Genomic DNA, 14,243 nt, shown 5'->3' with positions numbered 1-14,243 from the left:
TGAAAAAATAGTTGTTTTTGAAGATATGAGATTTGCTTTGTCCAATTTAATTTCTCTATTCAGCTTTGATTCATAAATTGCAACAAATATAGGGCGTTAGGTTAAGAACTTCCTAGATCAATAAAACATTAAGATAAAAATAGGTATGACTTTGAAATCAGCAATGTTAAAGATGACCGTTTTAGCACTGACCATCGGATCGGGGGAGGCGGTCTTGGCAAAATCGCCTGCGCAGTCAGATAAAGTTTTAAATATTGCATTTGAAGCGCCTGATGACGGTTTTGATATGGTCAAGACCTATAATTTTTATAGTGGCAGTATTGCCGAAGCGATTTTTGAACCCTTATTACGCTACGACTATCTGGCACGACCCGCCACTTTAACCCCGAACACTGCGGAAGCCTTACCCAAGATCGAGCAGGAGGGCAAAGTCTATACCTTCAAGATTAAGCCTGGAATTTACTTTAGTGCTGATCCGGCATTTAAGGGCAAAAAACGTGAACTGGTTGTCGAGGACTATATTTACTCCATGAAGCGGGTGATGGATCCTAAAAATCATTCGCCGACCTTTTCGTTTATTGAGGGCAAAATTCTCGGTGCAGATGCTGCCATTCAGCAAGCCAAAAGTTCTGGTCAATTTAATTACGATGCGCCAATTGCAGGACTAAAGGCACTTGATCAATATACCTTGCAAATCACGCTCACGCGTTCCGACTTTAATTTCCCTTATATCATGGCCTATGTCACTTTTAGCGGTACCGCTAGAGAAGTCATTGAGCATTATGGCGCGCGTGCAGGTCAGCATCCAGTCGGGACAGGGCCCTATCAATTGCATAAATATGTGCCGCGTAGCCGGATTGAATTAAAGGCCAATCCAGATTACCGGGGATTTAGCTGGAATTTTAAGGGTGAAAATACGGCCTGGGATCAACGTCTGGTGAAAGAAATGAGCGGCAAAAAAATGCCGCAAATTGGGAGGGTCAAGGTCAGTATTATTGAAGAAGAACAATCGCGCTGGCTGGCGCTGAAATCGGGTCAAATGGATTATGACCGGCTCACTGCAAGTGGTGCTGAACAGGCCTTGGTCAATAAGCAGCTCAAAAATGAATACAAGCAAAAAGGCATTTTGCATTATCCAAATAAAGATGCAGAAATCACTTATACCATCATGAATATGCGCGATCCTGTGGTCGGTGGAAATTCACTAGAAAAAATCGCTCTGCGTCGGGCAATCGCCTTGTCTTATAACCAGAATGAAGCCATTAAACAGCTGTATAAGGGACATGCAGATAAAGCTGAAATTACCATTCCCGAAGGCGTGAATGGGTATAATCCAGCTTATAAAAATAGTATTGCCTATAATCCCCTCTTGGCTAACAAGCTGCTCGACCGTTTCGGTTATAAAAAAGGTGCAGATGGCTATCGGACTTTGCCTGATGGCAAACCTTTGACACTGAAAATGAACTCGACCAGTTCCAGCTCTTCAGTGATTGCAGCCGAATTATGGAAAAAAAATCTGGATGCAGTTGGTATACGTATTGAATTTAAAATCAGCAATTTCGCCGACAACCTGAAAGAAGCCACGCAATGTAAACATATGCTGTGGGGCGGCGCCTGGATTGCAGATTATCCGGAGGGTGAAAATTTTGCTCAACTCTTATATGGCCCAAATGCACAGCAGGGCAACCTGAGCTGCTATACCTCAAAAGCCTATGATGCTCTGTATCAGGCTGCTATGAAACTGCCACCAGATCAGCGTACGCCCTATTATGAAAAAATGAACCGGCAAATCGAAGCCGATAATCCCTGGATTTTACACAATACCCGGGTGCGTAACTGGCTGATCCATCCTCAGGTTCAAGGCTTTAAGGCACATCCAATCATGAACTCCGTTTGGCAATATCTCGATATTGAACCAGTCAAAAAATAAACCTATTTAGATGAAGAGTATGATGAAGGGAAATTTATCAAAGCAATTCAAGCAACTGACGGGTAGTGTTCTGCTGGGAAGTTTGCTCTGCTCGGGGATCGTTTCTGCATGGGCCATTAATCCTGCAGATCCTAACAAGGTGATTCGGGATGTTTTTCCGGTGGCAGAAACCGGATTTGATCCCGCCGCAACGCACGATGCCTATTCAGCCCGGGTTAATAGCGCGATTTTTGAAAACCTGTTTAGCTATGACTATCTGGCAACCCCAGCCAAGCTGATTCCTAATACCGCGGTTGCCATGCCAGAAGTCAGTGCAGATGGTCTCACTTATACCATCAAAATCAAAAAAGGCATTTACTTCGCCGATGATCCCGTTTTTAAAGGTCAGAAACGTGAACTGACGGCTTATGATTATGCCTATTCATTAAAACGTCTGATCGATCCCAACTTGCATTCACCAAATAGCTGGTTGCTGGATGGCCGGATTAAAGGGCTGGAAGCATGGGTCGCCTTAGGCAAAAAGAATGGCAAAGTCTATGAAAACCCCTTTGAAGGCATTCAAACGCCAGACCGTTATACCCTGATTCTGAAACTGACCCAACCGGATCAAAACTTTCCGATGTTACTGGCACATGGCCCAGCAGCTGCAGTTGCCCGTGAAGTTGTTGAAAAGTACCGTAATAAAGCAGGCTTTGCGATGGACAAACCAGTCGGTACAGGCCCTTATTTATTGTCACGCTGGACTCCGGGTTCACGCATTATTTTAAAAGCCAGTCCGAACTACCGGGGTTTTGTCTGGAATTTTAAAGCCAGTAGCAGCGAAGACCAGCCTATTGTGGATGCATTGCAAGGCAAAAAAATGCCGCAAATTGGTACGATTGATATCCGGGTCATTGAAGAAGCCCAGTCACGCTGGTTGGCCTTTAATAAAAATGAACTGGACATGACTGAAATCGACGGCGACATGGTGGTTCAGGCGCTTGAAAATGGGCTACTCAAACCTTCCTTAAAACAAAAAGGGGTTCAGTTATCTAGGATTACCGATCCGCTGATTGGCTACCATTACTGGAATATGCAGAATCCTGTGGTTGGTGGGTTCAGCAAGGAAAAAATTGCGCTACGTCGTGCCATGGCCATGGCTTACTCTACCGACAATATGATCAGTGTCTTGCTCAAGGGCGATGCCAATAAGTTACAGATGCCGGTACCACCCGGGGTGGTTGGTTATTCACCGGATTATAAAAGCAGTATTCCCTATTCGGTCAAGGCGGCCAATATGCTGCTTGACCGTTATCAATACAAAGTCGGGGCCGATGGCTGGCGCAGACAACCCGATGGTAAGCCTTTAGAGATTGAACTGATTGTCGGTAATACCAGTCGTGGTCAGCAACAGGCAGAATTCTGGAAAAAAGCCCTGGACAATATTCAGATCAAGATGGTCAGTAAAGCCATGCCATTTGCCGAGGCGATCAAGCTGGAAAAACAGTGTAAGACCATGTTTAAAAGCTCGGCATGGATTGCAGACTATCCGGATGCCGACAATTTTATGCAGCTTTTTTATGGCAAAAATGTCAATGTCACCAACAATGCCTGCTTCAAACATCCTGAATTTGACCGCCTGTATGAGCAAACCCAAAGTATGCCAGCCAGTCCTGAACGTGATGCAATCTATCGCAAAATGTCCCGGATTCTGGAAGTGAATATGCCGGTACTGATGCTATATAGCACCTATCGTAATGTCTTGTCGCAACCCCGGGTCATTGGTTATAAAAACCATCCGATTCTGTCTTCAGAGTGGATGTACATCGATATTGATAGCAAAAAGTAAGAAAAATCTGGAGATAAATATGAAATCGAAGTCTTTAAAATTAAGTAGCTTATGTTTAGTCATAATGGGGGGATATCAGGGGGTAGCGGCACAGACTCAAGCGCAGCTGCTGCCATTATTTAAGGCAGCAGAGATTCCATCTTTATGTGATGCCAATCTGGCCAGCATGCAAAAAGATATTCAGATATTTGAAAATCAGAAAATTAAAAATAAGGCCAAGGCAGGGCCTTATCTGGCTGAATGGGATGAATTGCATGCCAAAGCCCGGGATTTTGGTGCAGCAGTCGGATTGTATAGTAATGTCGATCCAGACCCTGCATTGCGTCAGGCAGCAGATGACTGTGAGCTGAAAATCAGCAAGTACCAGACCACGCTGTACCAGAATCCGAAACTGTATGCCCAGTTCAAGAAACTGAAGGCCAGCGATCCGATTGATCAAAAATTCTTGCAAGATATTCTGGAGCAGTTTGAAAAAACCGGGGTACAACTCAGTACAGAAAAACAAAAGCGCCTGAAAGACATCATCGAAGAATCGACCAAGCTGTCTCAGGATTTCGCCAAAAATGTACGTGATAATCCGCATAAAGGCGAATTTACCCCAGCAGAAATGAAAGGTCTGCCAGACAGCTATATGGCGGGGTTAAAGAAAAATGAAAAAGGCAATTATCTGCTTGGCTTTGACTATCCGGAATACCAGCCATTTATGGAGCTGGCAGAAAGTGATGAAGCACGCAAACGCTACCAGACAGCTTATACCCGCCGTGGGACAGAGCAAAACCTGCAATTTATGAAAAAAGCCATTGATCTGCGTTATGAGATGGCTCAACTTTTTGATAAAGAAAGCTATGCACATTCAGCCCTTGAATTTCGTATGGCAAAAACCCCTGAAGCGGTGAATTCTTTTCTAGAGGATGTATATAGCAAAGTTGCACCTTTAGAGAAGCAAGATGTAGAGGAGTTACGCCAGTTCAAAGCCGAGACTTTAAAAGTTCCACGAGAGAAAGCAGATATTACTCGCTGGAATCAGGGCTATTGGAGTGAAAAACTGCGTCAGGCCAAATATAAGGTCGATCAGGAAAAACTGCGCGATTACTTCCCGACCGAAGCAGCACAAAAATGGTTATTTGCTGTGTCATCAGAACTGTACGGGATTGATTTCAGGCCGATGAAAGTCAAGGCCTGGCACAATGAAGTGGAATATTATGCGGTACATGACACTGCCTCAGGTGAATTCTTGGGCGGATTATATGTCGATAAATACCCCCGTGAAGGTAAATATGGACATGCGGCCGTCTGGGGCGCCTATGGTGGCAGTACCCTGAATCAGCGTCGTCCGGTGTCGGTACTGGTCACCAACTTCAACCGCAAAGGTTTGAACAGCAACGAGCTGGAAACCTTTGTGCATGAAATGGGGCATGCCTTACACGGGATTTTATCGAAAACCCGCTATTCCGAACAGTCTGGTACATCGGTAGAGCGTGACTTGGTGGAAGCACCTTCACAGATGTATGAAGAGTGGGCACGCCGTCTGGAAACCTTATCAAAAGTGGCCGATTATTGTGAACCGGCTTGTCCACGTGTCGATGCTGCCATGACTGAGCGTCTCAAAGACGTAAAAAACTATGGTCGCGGTCTGCATTATGCGCGTCAGACTTTATATGCGCAGTACGATATGGCCTTACACAGTAAAGATGCCCTCAAGACCGACCCATTAAAATTATGGCAAGAGATGGAAAGCAAAACTGCCTTGGGTTATGTACCCGGTCAGCAGTTCCCGGGACAGTTCGGGCATGTGATGGGCGGCTATCAGGCAGGTTATTACAGCTATATGTGGTCCGAGGTGATTGCGCTAGATATGCTCTCTGCCTTTGGCGATCAGTTGATGGATAAAAAAGTCGGTGCGCATTATCGCAATACGGTCTTGGCGCAAGGCGGACAAAAACATGGCGAGCAGATGGTGAAAGACTTTCTGGGTCGTGATCCAGACAGCAAAGCTTTCTTTAATGAAATCTCTGGAAAAAATTAAGGAAGGCAAGCGATGCTGGCATATATTATTCGACGGCTCTGGCAAATGATCCCCACCATGCTCGGGGTGATTTTGCTGATCTTCCTGCTGTTTAACTGGGTGGGGGGCGATCCTGCCTATATCCTCGCCGGTAAAATGGCCAATGCAGAACAGATTGAAAACATCCGGCAACAGCTTGGGGTGGATCAACCGTATTATGTGCAACTGTGGATTTTCATCAAGCAGATTTTAACCTTTGATTATGGGGTGAGCTGGAGTACCGGCGAGTCGGTGGCGCAAATTATTAGTACGCGTCTGGGACCCTCACTGACCATTCTGATTCCACTGACCATTTTGCAAACCATTATTTCCATCATTTTGGCCTTGGGTGTGGCGTCAGTTCGCGGCAGTCTGACCGATCGCATGATCATGATGCTGTGTACCATCGGTATGTCGATCAGTATTCTGGTCTATATCATTGTGTTTCAGTACTTCCTCGCTTATGAGCTGAGCTGGTTTCCGGTGCAGGGCTGGAGTGATAATTTCGCTGACAATCTTTTCAAATACGCCTTGTTGCCTGTACTGATTATGCTGGTGGTGAGTATTGCCCCGACCTTACGTCTGTACCGCAGTTTCGTACTGGATGAAGTCAATCAGGACTATGTGCGTACTGCACGGGCCAAAGGTCTGGGCGAAAGCCGGATTCTGGGCGTGCATGTGCTACGCAATGCCTCGATTCCGATTATTACCGACGTGATGGCCGGGCTTCCGGCACTGCTGATCGGTGCTTTCCTGATTGAGCGTTTTTTTGGTATTCCGGGGATTGGCCGTGAAGTGATTATTGCCGTAGAGCGTTCGGATTTCCCGGTGATTAAAGCGATTACGGTCTATGTTGCCGCTGCGACCATGATATTCAACTTGATTGCCGATCTGATCTATAAATGGGTCGATCCACGCGTACAGTTGAAGTAGGTGAATTATGCTGAGTGCGATATTTAAAAAAGAGCAACACGCTCAAGCCGTGCCTGAGTCTACTTCGACAGGATTATGGCAACTGGCCATGCGCCGTTTGAAACGTGACCGGATTGCCATGTTCTCCTTATTGGTGGTGCTGTTTTATCTGCTGCTACTTTTGCTTTCCATGAGCGGTTTTATTGCCAAGGACTGGAATAAAGAAGTGGCGGTCAGTTATGCACCGCCAAGTTTTATCAGTGCAGCGCCTATGCCGGCTGTTTCCGGTGAAGAACAGGAAGCAGAATTGGTCGTTTTACCGGTCAATCCAGTCGATCCTTTAAAAGAGGTGATTGCAGAACTCAATGCTGAAATTGCTGCTGAGCAAAGGATGGGGGGCAGCATTGATTATTATGGTGTAACAGATCCGCTGGCAGAAGACATGCGCGTCATTAACCAGCAGCTCGGTGGTCAGCTGATGGATCAGGACAGCGAATTAAAACAGAGTCTGATCTTTGGTGCGGATAAATGGGGACAGGATGTTTTACAGAAAACCATTAAAGGTGCGGAAACCTCGATTCTGGTCGGACTGGTTGCGGCTTTGGTCGCTGTGATCATTGGCACCGTACTTGGTGCACTTGCCGGTTATTTTGGTGGCTGGGTCGATGATCTCCTCAACTGGTTTTATAATGTCTTTACTTCAATTCCTTATTTACTGCTGGTTCTGGCAATTGCTGCGGTGTTGCAACAGAAAGGGATTTTATCAATCATCCTGATTTTAGGTCTGACCGGCTGGACTGGGGTTTTTCGTCTGGTTCGTGCCGAGTACATGAAACATACGGCGCGTGAATATGTACTGGCTGCCAAGGCGATTGGGGTGAGTAATTTACGGCGTATGTTTGTACATATTTTTCCGAATGTCAGTCATATTGCCTTGGTACAAATGTCCATTCTGGTGGTGGCTTTTATCAAATCTGAAGTGATTCTCAGCTTCCTCGGTTTTGGCGTGCCAATCGGAGTAGTGTCTTGGGGAAGCATGCTGAATGAAGCGCAAAGCGAGCTGATTTTAGGGAAATGGTGGCAACTGGCCGCAGCCTCGATTGCCATGGCAATACTGGTGACGGCTTTCTCGATGTTTACTGATGCACTCCGTGATGCATTAGATCCGAAACTGAAATAGGAGCGCAACCATGTCTGAAATCAATCCAAGTACAGCACCTGCGTTACTTCGCGTGGAAAATCTGCGTGTCAGTTTTAAAGGTGAAAATAAACAATATATCGAAACCGTGAAAGGGGTTTCTTTTGACATTCCTGCCAATACAACTGTGGCGCTTGTGGGAGAATCTGGCAGTGGCAAGTCGGTTACTTCACTGGCGACCATGGGCTTGCTCCCGACGGAAAGCGCGCGTATTTCCGAAGACAGCCGGATTATCTTTGAAGGGAAAAATCTGCTTAAGCTCAAAACCCGTGACATGCGCCAGATGTGTGGTAAAGATATTGCCATGATTTTTCAGGAGCCGATGTCCTCGCTCAATCCGGTATTTACGGTAGGCATGCAGATTGCAGAAATCCTGCAACTCCATTTGGGTATGAATAAAAAGCAGGCGCGGCAACGTACTCTGGAATTGCTCAAAGAAGTAGGGATCCCTGCGCCAGAAACTAAAATCGATGCTTATCCGGGGCAGCTTTCGGGGGGGCAGCAGCAGCGGGTCATGATTGCCATGGCCATTGCCTGTGAACCCAAGCTGTTGATTGCGGATGAACCGACCACAGCCCTGGATGTCACCATTCAAAAGCAGATTCTGGACTTGCTGGAATCTCTGCGTCAGCGCCGTCAGATGTCGATGCTGTTCATTACCCATGATCTGGCTTTGGTGGGGGAAATTGCCGATCAGGTGATTGTGATGCGACATGGTGAAATTCGTGAACAAGGTTTGGTTCAGGACGTACTGGATCGACCTCAGGATATGTATACCCGGGCTTTATTGCATTGCCGTCCACAATTGTCGCAACGTCCGTTACGTTTGCCAATGATCAGTGATTTTATGAAACAGGATGGTTCAACCTGGCTGGACGATATCCACCTGAATACTCAACTTCCGCAACGCTCACGCGGACTCAAGGGCGGAGAAGAAATTATTCTGGATGTACGTGATCTGAAAAAATCTTTTTATAGCCGCAAAGGTCTGTTTGGCAAAGATGAATTTCAGGCGGTGAAAGGAGTTTCTTTTCAGCTGGCCAAAGGTAAAACCTTGGGGCTGGTCGGAGAATCCGGTTCGGGCAAAACCACCATTGGCTTGTTGTTGATGCGTTTACAACAGGCAACAGGCGGTAAAGCGCTGTTTCAGGGGCGAGACATTTTGGCCATGTCTGAAAAGGAATTTAACCAGTATCAACGTAAAATCCAGATCATTTTCCAGAATCCTTATGCCTCTTTAAATCCGCGTTTTACCGTGGGGCAAATCCTGATGGAACCGATGCAGATTCATAAAATTGGTCAGGATGATGCAGAGCGCAAGCAAATGGCTTTGGATCTGTTGGAGCGGGTCAGCTTGCCTGCTCAGGCTTTTTATCGCTATCCGCATGAGTTTTCCGGTGGTCAGCGTCAGCGTATTGCAATTGCACGTTGTCTGACTTTGAAGCCTGAAATTTTGATCTGTGATGAGTCGGTCTCGGCGCTGGATGTTTCAGTACAGGCACAGGTCTTGAATTTACTGCAAGATTTGCAGGATGAATTTGGACTCAGTTATATTTTCATTTCACATGATTTATCGGTGGTGAAGTATATTTCAGATCAGATCATGGTGATGAATCATGGGGAACTGGTGGAAATTGCCAATTCAGATGAATTGTATCAGTCACCACAGCATGAATATACCAAGCGTTTACTCAGTGCCATTCCACAAGGGATTCCACAAAGTGCCTGATACATAATGCATAAAAAAGTCAGGCAATTGCCTGACTTTTTTTGTTTATATCAATTAAAACTTTTTAAAGCCTTTATTGACACCGTATGGACGACGCGGCGCATTTTCATCACGCTCTTCACGGCGACCAAAAGCTTGATCTGGACGAGTTTCGCGGCGAGGAAATTGAGTATTGCCATCACGGTTGTCACGACGTACAAACTGCGTACCATTTTGGTTTTCATTTCTGTCACGACGACCATAAGCATTGTCATCACGACGCTCGCGGCCAGGGTTATTCTGTGGTTGTTCATCACTGTCACGACGTTGCTGACGCAAGAAACCGCCACGGCGTGCAGCCATCGGTTTATCCTGCATACGCTCGTTACGACGTTTCGCCATACCAAACAGGCCTGTACCTTGACGTGGTTTCAGTTCCACAGCTTTGGTCAGGTTGTCGATATCGTTTTTATCCAGTTCAATCCAGCGACCGGTACGCAGTTCGCGTGGCAGAATCACAGTACCGTAGCGGGTACGCAGCAGACGGCTCACTTTCAGACCTTGTGATTCGAAGATACGACGTACTTCACGGTTACGCCCTTCTTTTACTACGACCTGGAACCAACGGTTAATACCATCACCGCCGAGTTCAGAGAACGATTCGAATTTTGCTGGGCCGTCATCTAATACCACGCCTTTAAGCATGGTGTTTTTGATTTGTGGTGTCACTTCACCCATGACACGAACTGCGTATTCACGTTCGATTTCATTGGATGGATGCATCAAGCGGTTGGCAAGTTCGCCATCATTGGTGAACAGTAACAGACCGGTCGAGTTAATATCCAGACGGCCGACCATCACCCAGCGATCGCCCGGAATCGCAGGCAACTGTTCAAACACGGTCGGGCGGTTTTCAGGATCGCTACGTGAGCAGATTTCGCCTTCAGGCTTATAATAGATAATCACACGACGACGAATTTCGTCTTCAATCTGAAATGCAACTTTACGACCATCGATGCGAAGCTCATCACCTGGTTCGATTCGTTCACCCACTTGGGCAATTTGCCCATTGACGCTTACACGACCCGCGGCAATGACTTCTTCCATATAACGGCGAGAACCCAAACCAACGCGTGCAAGCACCTTTTGCAATTTTTCACTCATGACAGCATAACCTTAGAAATAATTATCAACAGTTCACCTATTTATGACTTCGGTGCATTTGCATCGAGGGCCATAAAAGCTTCCTTGGCATCCTGCAGGGGAGGCAATTGGCCTAAAGAATTCAAGCCAAACGCATTTAAAAATTGTGGCGTTGTCATTAACAACGCAGGTCTTCCAGGGAGTTCACGAAATCCGGATTCTTTAATCCAGTTCCAGTCAAACAGCGTACGCAAAATCTGACTGTTATTCGTCACACCACGAATTTGTTCAATATCGGCTCGGGTCACCGGCTGGTGATAAGCAATCACTGCAAGTGTTTCAAGTAAGGCCGGCGACAAGCGAGTTGGTCGCTCAGGCCAGGTCTGTGCAATAATATTACGATATTTTGCACGCACTTGAAAACGATAACCTTGTGCTGTTTCAATCAGTTCAATCGAACGGCCATGCATTAACATGGAAAGTTGTTGTAAATACTGACGTAATTCCTGTTTGCTATAGCGATCCTGAAAAGCCTCTTTCAGACGCGCCAGTGAAACCGCAGAGTCGCTGGCGAAAATAATCGCCTCAAGCTGCATCAACACCTCATGCAGATTATCTTCTGCAGAAAACAGCGTATTTAGCTCTAGTGTCATTGACTGGCTCCTTGAACTGCGAGCGGGGCTTCAATACCTGTAGCAATAATCTGAATTTTTTGTTGCCGGGTCAGCTCCAGCACTGCCATAAAGGTCACCACCATCCCCATGCGTCCCTGACTCGGTTTGAGTAAATCGGCAAAAGATAAGACTTCGCCAGATTCCAGACAGCTTTCAATATAGGCAATCCGTTCTTCGAGCAGTACCGGTTCCTGTTGCACCTGATGAATCACCGGTTCAGGACGGTTAAAAATACACAACAAGGCATCACGCAGTAAATCGATCGAATAGCCTTCATTATTCTGCTGAACGTCGCCCAGACTGACATGGGTCAGGAATGTATCACGTTCCAGAATAGGCATTTGCCCCAGACGTTCTGCTGCCTGTTTAATTCTTAAATAATTTTCTAAACGGTCGATCAGTTCTTGTTTTGGATCTTGCTCAATCGCAGACAGGCTTTTCGGTTTAGGCAATAACAGACGCGATTTGAGATCTGCCAATAAAGCAGCCATCACCATATAATCTGCGGTCAGCTCAATATTCAGGGATTTCATTGCATCCATATAGGATAAATATTGCGCTGCAATCGGCGCGATATCGACTTGCAACAGGTCAAAACCGTTTTTTTGAATCAGGTAAATTAAAAAGTCGAGTGGGCCTTCAAAATGTTCTAACAAGATTTCAAATGCGGCGGGAGGAATATACAGATCCTCTGGAATAGTATCCTGCCATTCATCCAGAACCCGAATGTGCGGAGCAGATTCCATTGTGTTATGGATAATTTGAGTCATTACAATTATAGGCCACGCGAATTTTCAAAGGCATGCAAAGGCTTGATCTTCGGTATCTCATCGAAAGAAAAAGCATAGAATTAAGTGCCGTCATTGTACTGGAAAAGTAACTCTAAATAAATTAAATAAGGAGTCAAAGGCATAAAAACTTGAAAAAATAATGGAATTTATTTGCAATTTAAAAGAAGGCCCCAAAAAAACAGCCAGATAAGCGGGGCAAAGAGTCAATGTGTTACGGGTGGAAGCTATGACCATATCCATGTTTTAGTATCTGTTTTAGTATCCTGCGATATGATTAATACCTATCTGAGTGCTAAGAACTTCAGCGCGGTGAGGAAGGATATTCACTCAGTGCAAACTCAATCATACGTTGGCAAGTCTCTGCCAGGCATAGGTTCTGGCTTGAATAGATCTGTAATAGCTGTCGAAGCAAAGCCAAATTCATGAAAAACTGATATTCAGTAGCATCAATGTTTAGAGTGGGACTGGGCGAAGGATATGCTTCGATCATGATGGCCCTGGATTGAAGTGTCCAAGGCAGTTCTGCATAGATACAATATTGGGCAGAGAATTCATGCTGATTCAGCAGGATATAAAATAAATCCATAGACTGACTCCTGCAGTCGGCTGGAAATAAGATGGCATTCTTTATTCAAATGCGCTGACATCACCCACGCCACGACGAATAATTTCTGGATGATCACCAGATAAATCAATAATCGAGGTGGTGCTTAATGTACCTAAACCGCTATCGATAAACACATCAATGCGTTTGCCCAATTGCATTTCAATCTCAAAAGGATCATCCAGCGGATCGGTCTGGTCCGGCAAAATCAGGGTAGAGGTCAAGAGAGGCTCACCCAGTTCTTTGAGCAGCATCTGACACACCGGATTGCTCGGAATGCGCAGGCCAATGGTTTTCTTTTTGGGATGCATCAAGCGTTTCGGCACTTCACTGGTGGCCGGTAAAATAAAAGTGGTGACTGCTGGTGTATTGTTTTTGAGTAAGCGATACATGGCATTGTCCACTTTGGCATAGGTGGCAATATCGGATAAATCACAGCACAAAATTGCATATTGATGTTTTGGGCCAAGTCCGCGAATCTGTGCAATGCGTTCCATGGCACTTTTATTCCCAATCTGGCAACCAATCGCATAGGCAGCATCCGTGGGATAGACCACCACATCGCCAGCACGGATTCGTTCTACCGCCTGACTGATTAAGCGCGGTTGCGGGTTATCGGGGTGTACGCGTAAATGCAGCATAGAGGCTACTCCAAGCTTGGGCTGATGGCTTATTATGTGGCGCTCAGGCAGCGTCTGGCAATCACCAAAAAGGTAGATTTGTGTAATTTAATCAAGCATTTCACGTATAAATTCATCAGATTGTAAACTTTTGCCACCTCTGGTACAGGCACAGATACCTTGAATAAAGCGTTGAGCATCCCGTGGCAATTTTGCCTCACCACGAAAATAAGCCTGCACTTGTGCATAGACATGATCTTTAAAGCGGGTTCCGTCACCACCGTCACCAGTCAGGTTATCCAGCGATACCCGGAATTTACGCCCAAAGGCCTGGGCAAACATCCACTCGATTGCCTGCGGTTTAATTTCTACCTGTTCAAACAGCGCTTGTTGCTCGGCTGTACGCCCATCCGGGGCATACCAGTAGCCAAGATCCGGAAGTTCCCGGCGTTTATCCCCGGCAATTGTCCAATGGCTGATTTCATGCAAGGCACTATTAAAGAATCCATGTGCAAACTGAATCCGGGCAGGAGTATCGGCATCGGCAGGAAAATATTCAGGTTCAAATTCGCCACGGACTAAAGTCACATTTAAATGGGAAAACCAGTGATTAAAGTGTAAGATGAGCCAGTCCACCTGCTGCGCTTCTGACGATAAATTCGTCCATGGCGAGAGTTGCACTTGTTGTGTTGAACTGTCAGAATCAAGGCTTGGAATTGTGCTAACGAGTGATGAAACATTCACTTCTGTTTGCGGCTGCAACAGATGCATGACTTGAGTTACCCAAATGG

Annotated in this window: 11 protein-coding genes and 1 pseudogene; 6 read left to right on the top strand and 6 right to left on the bottom strand. The window is 46.0% G+C overall.

The annotated features are described in order from the left end of the window. The first annotated feature begins 172 nt into the window (after window positions 1-172). The 6 genes from LOZ91_RS11395 to LOZ91_RS11370 are packed head-to-tail and all read left to right on the top strand — an operon-like array spanning window position 173 to window position 9,641. The gene (locus LOZ91_RS11395; RefSeq protein WP_244783218.1) at window positions 173-1,930 is read left to right on the top strand and encodes an ABC transporter substrate-binding protein; all 1,758 of its coding nucleotides are present in this window, start codon (window positions 173-175) and stop codon (window positions 1,928-1,930) included. 22 nt (window positions 1,931-1,952) lie between these two features. Beyond that, the gene (locus tag LOZ91_RS11390; RefSeq protein WP_244783241.1) at window positions 1,953-3,758 is read left to right on the top strand and encodes an ABC transporter substrate-binding protein; all 1,806 of its coding nucleotides are present in this window, start codon (window positions 1,953-1,955) and stop codon (window positions 3,756-3,758) included. 19 nt (window positions 3,759-3,777) lie between these two features. Next, on the top strand, window positions 3,778-5,784 hold the full coding sequence (locus LOZ91_RS11385) for a M3 family metallopeptidase (RefSeq protein ID WP_244783217.1): 2,007 nt from the start codon (window positions 3,778-3,780) through the stop codon (window positions 5,782-5,784). Between the two features lie 12 nt (window positions 5,785-5,796). After that, window positions 5,797-6,735, top strand: a complete 939-nt coding sequence (locus LOZ91_RS11380; protein ID WP_005172401.1) for an ABC transporter permease — start codon at window positions 5,797-5,799, stop codon at window positions 6,733-6,735. Window positions 6,736-6,742: 7 nt separating this feature from the next. Beyond that, entirely contained in the window at window positions 6,743-7,894 is a 1,152-nt protein-coding gene (locus LOZ91_RS11375) for an ABC transporter permease (protein ID WP_159138574.1), read from the top strand. Between the two features lie 10 nt (window positions 7,895-7,904). Further along, the gene (locus LOZ91_RS11370) at window positions 7,905-9,641 is read left to right on the top strand and encodes an ABC transporter ATP-binding protein (protein ID WP_100355518.1); all 1,737 of its coding nucleotides are present in this window, start codon (window positions 7,905-7,907) and stop codon (window positions 9,639-9,641) included. Window positions 9,642-9,926: 285 nt separating this feature from the next. Here the strand turns inward: LOZ91_RS11370 and rluB are convergent. The 6 genes and pseudogenes from rluB to LOZ91_RS11340 all read right to left on the bottom strand — a co-directional run. After that, window positions 9,927-10,784, bottom strand: a pseudogene (gene rluB, locus LOZ91_RS11365) (23S rRNA pseudouridine(2605) synthase RluB); the annotation flags it as partial. Window positions 10,785-10,825: 41 nt separating this feature from the next. Continuing rightward, window positions 10,826-11,416 carry an SMC-Scp complex subunit ScpB gene (scpB, locus tag LOZ91_RS11360; RefSeq protein ID WP_180001052.1) on the bottom strand — a complete coding sequence of 197 codons (591 nt, stop codon included), beginning with the start codon at window positions 11,414-11,416 and terminating at the stop codon, window positions 10,826-10,828. After that, entirely contained in the window at window positions 11,413-12,207 is a 795-nt protein-coding gene (locus LOZ91_RS11355; protein ID WP_100355517.1) for a segregation/condensation protein A, read from the bottom strand. Before LOZ91_RS11355 ends, scpB begins: the two co-directional genes overlap by 4 nt. Before the next feature lie 322 nt (window positions 12,208-12,529). Next, complete coding sequence (locus tag LOZ91_RS11350; RefSeq protein ID WP_005095980.1) at window positions 12,530-12,814, bottom strand: hypothetical protein; 285 nt, start codon at window positions 12,812-12,814, stop codon at window positions 12,530-12,532. 41 nt (window positions 12,815-12,855) lie between these two features. Next, window positions 12,856-13,473 (bottom strand): L-threonylcarbamoyladenylate synthase, encoded by a 618-nt coding sequence (locus tag LOZ91_RS11345; protein ID WP_005095982.1) that lies wholly within the window; start codon window positions 13,471-13,473, stop codon window positions 12,856-12,858. A gap of 87 nt (window positions 13,474-13,560) precedes the next feature. Then, window positions 13,561-14,223, bottom strand: a complete 663-nt coding sequence (locus tag LOZ91_RS11340; RefSeq protein ID WP_244783240.1) for an elongation factor P hydroxylase — start codon at window positions 14,221-14,223, stop codon at window positions 13,561-13,563. Window positions 14,224-14,243: the final 20 nt, after the last annotated feature.

Source organism: Acinetobacter sp. F-1, from assembly GCF_022869025.1.
GTDB lineage: Bacteria > Pseudomonadota > Gammaproteobacteria > Pseudomonadales > Moraxellaceae > Acinetobacter > Acinetobacter pseudolwoffii.
Note: the sequence above shows the minus strand (reverse complement) of the source record. Positions and strands in the feature narration are given on the sequence as shown.

Coding starts and splice junctions, on each gene's coding strand:
- LOZ91_RS11380 (WP_005172401.1), top strand. CDS start 5,797: ATGCTGGCATATATTATTCGACGGCTCTGGCAAATGATCCCCACCATG.
- LOZ91_RS11375 (WP_159138574.1), top strand. CDS start 6,743: ATGCTGAGTGCGATATTTAAAAAAGAGCAACACGCTCAAGCCGTGCCT.
- LOZ91_RS11345 (WP_005095982.1), bottom strand. CDS start 13,473: ATGCTGCATTTACGCGTACACCCCGATAACCCGCAACCGCGCTTAATC.
- LOZ91_RS11355 (WP_100355517.1), bottom strand. CDS start 12,207: ATGACTCAAATTATCCATAACACAATGGAATCTGCTCCGCACATTCGG.
- LOZ91_RS11370 (WP_100355518.1), top strand. CDS start 7,905: ATGTCTGAAATCAATCCAAGTACAGCACCTGCGTTACTTCGCGTGGAA.
- LOZ91_RS11395 (WP_244783218.1), top strand. CDS start 173: ATGACCGTTTTAGCACTGACCATCGGATCGGGGGAGGCGGTCTTGGCA.
- LOZ91_RS11385 (WP_244783217.1), top strand. CDS start 3,778: ATGAAATCGAAGTCTTTAAAATTAAGTAGCTTATGTTTAGTCATAATG.
- LOZ91_RS11340 (WP_244783240.1), bottom strand. CDS start 14,223: ATGCATCTGTTGCAGCCGCAAACAGAAGTGAATGTTTCATCACTCGTT.
- scpB (WP_180001052.1), bottom strand. CDS start 11,416: ATGACACTAGAGCTAAATACGCTGTTTTCTGCAGAAGATAATCTGCAT.
- LOZ91_RS11390 (WP_244783241.1), top strand. CDS start 1,953: ATGAAGGGAAATTTATCAAAGCAATTCAAGCAACTGACGGGTAGTGTT.
- LOZ91_RS11350 (WP_005095980.1), bottom strand. CDS start 12,814: ATGGATTTATTTTATATCCTGCTGAATCAGCATGAATTCTCTGCCCAA.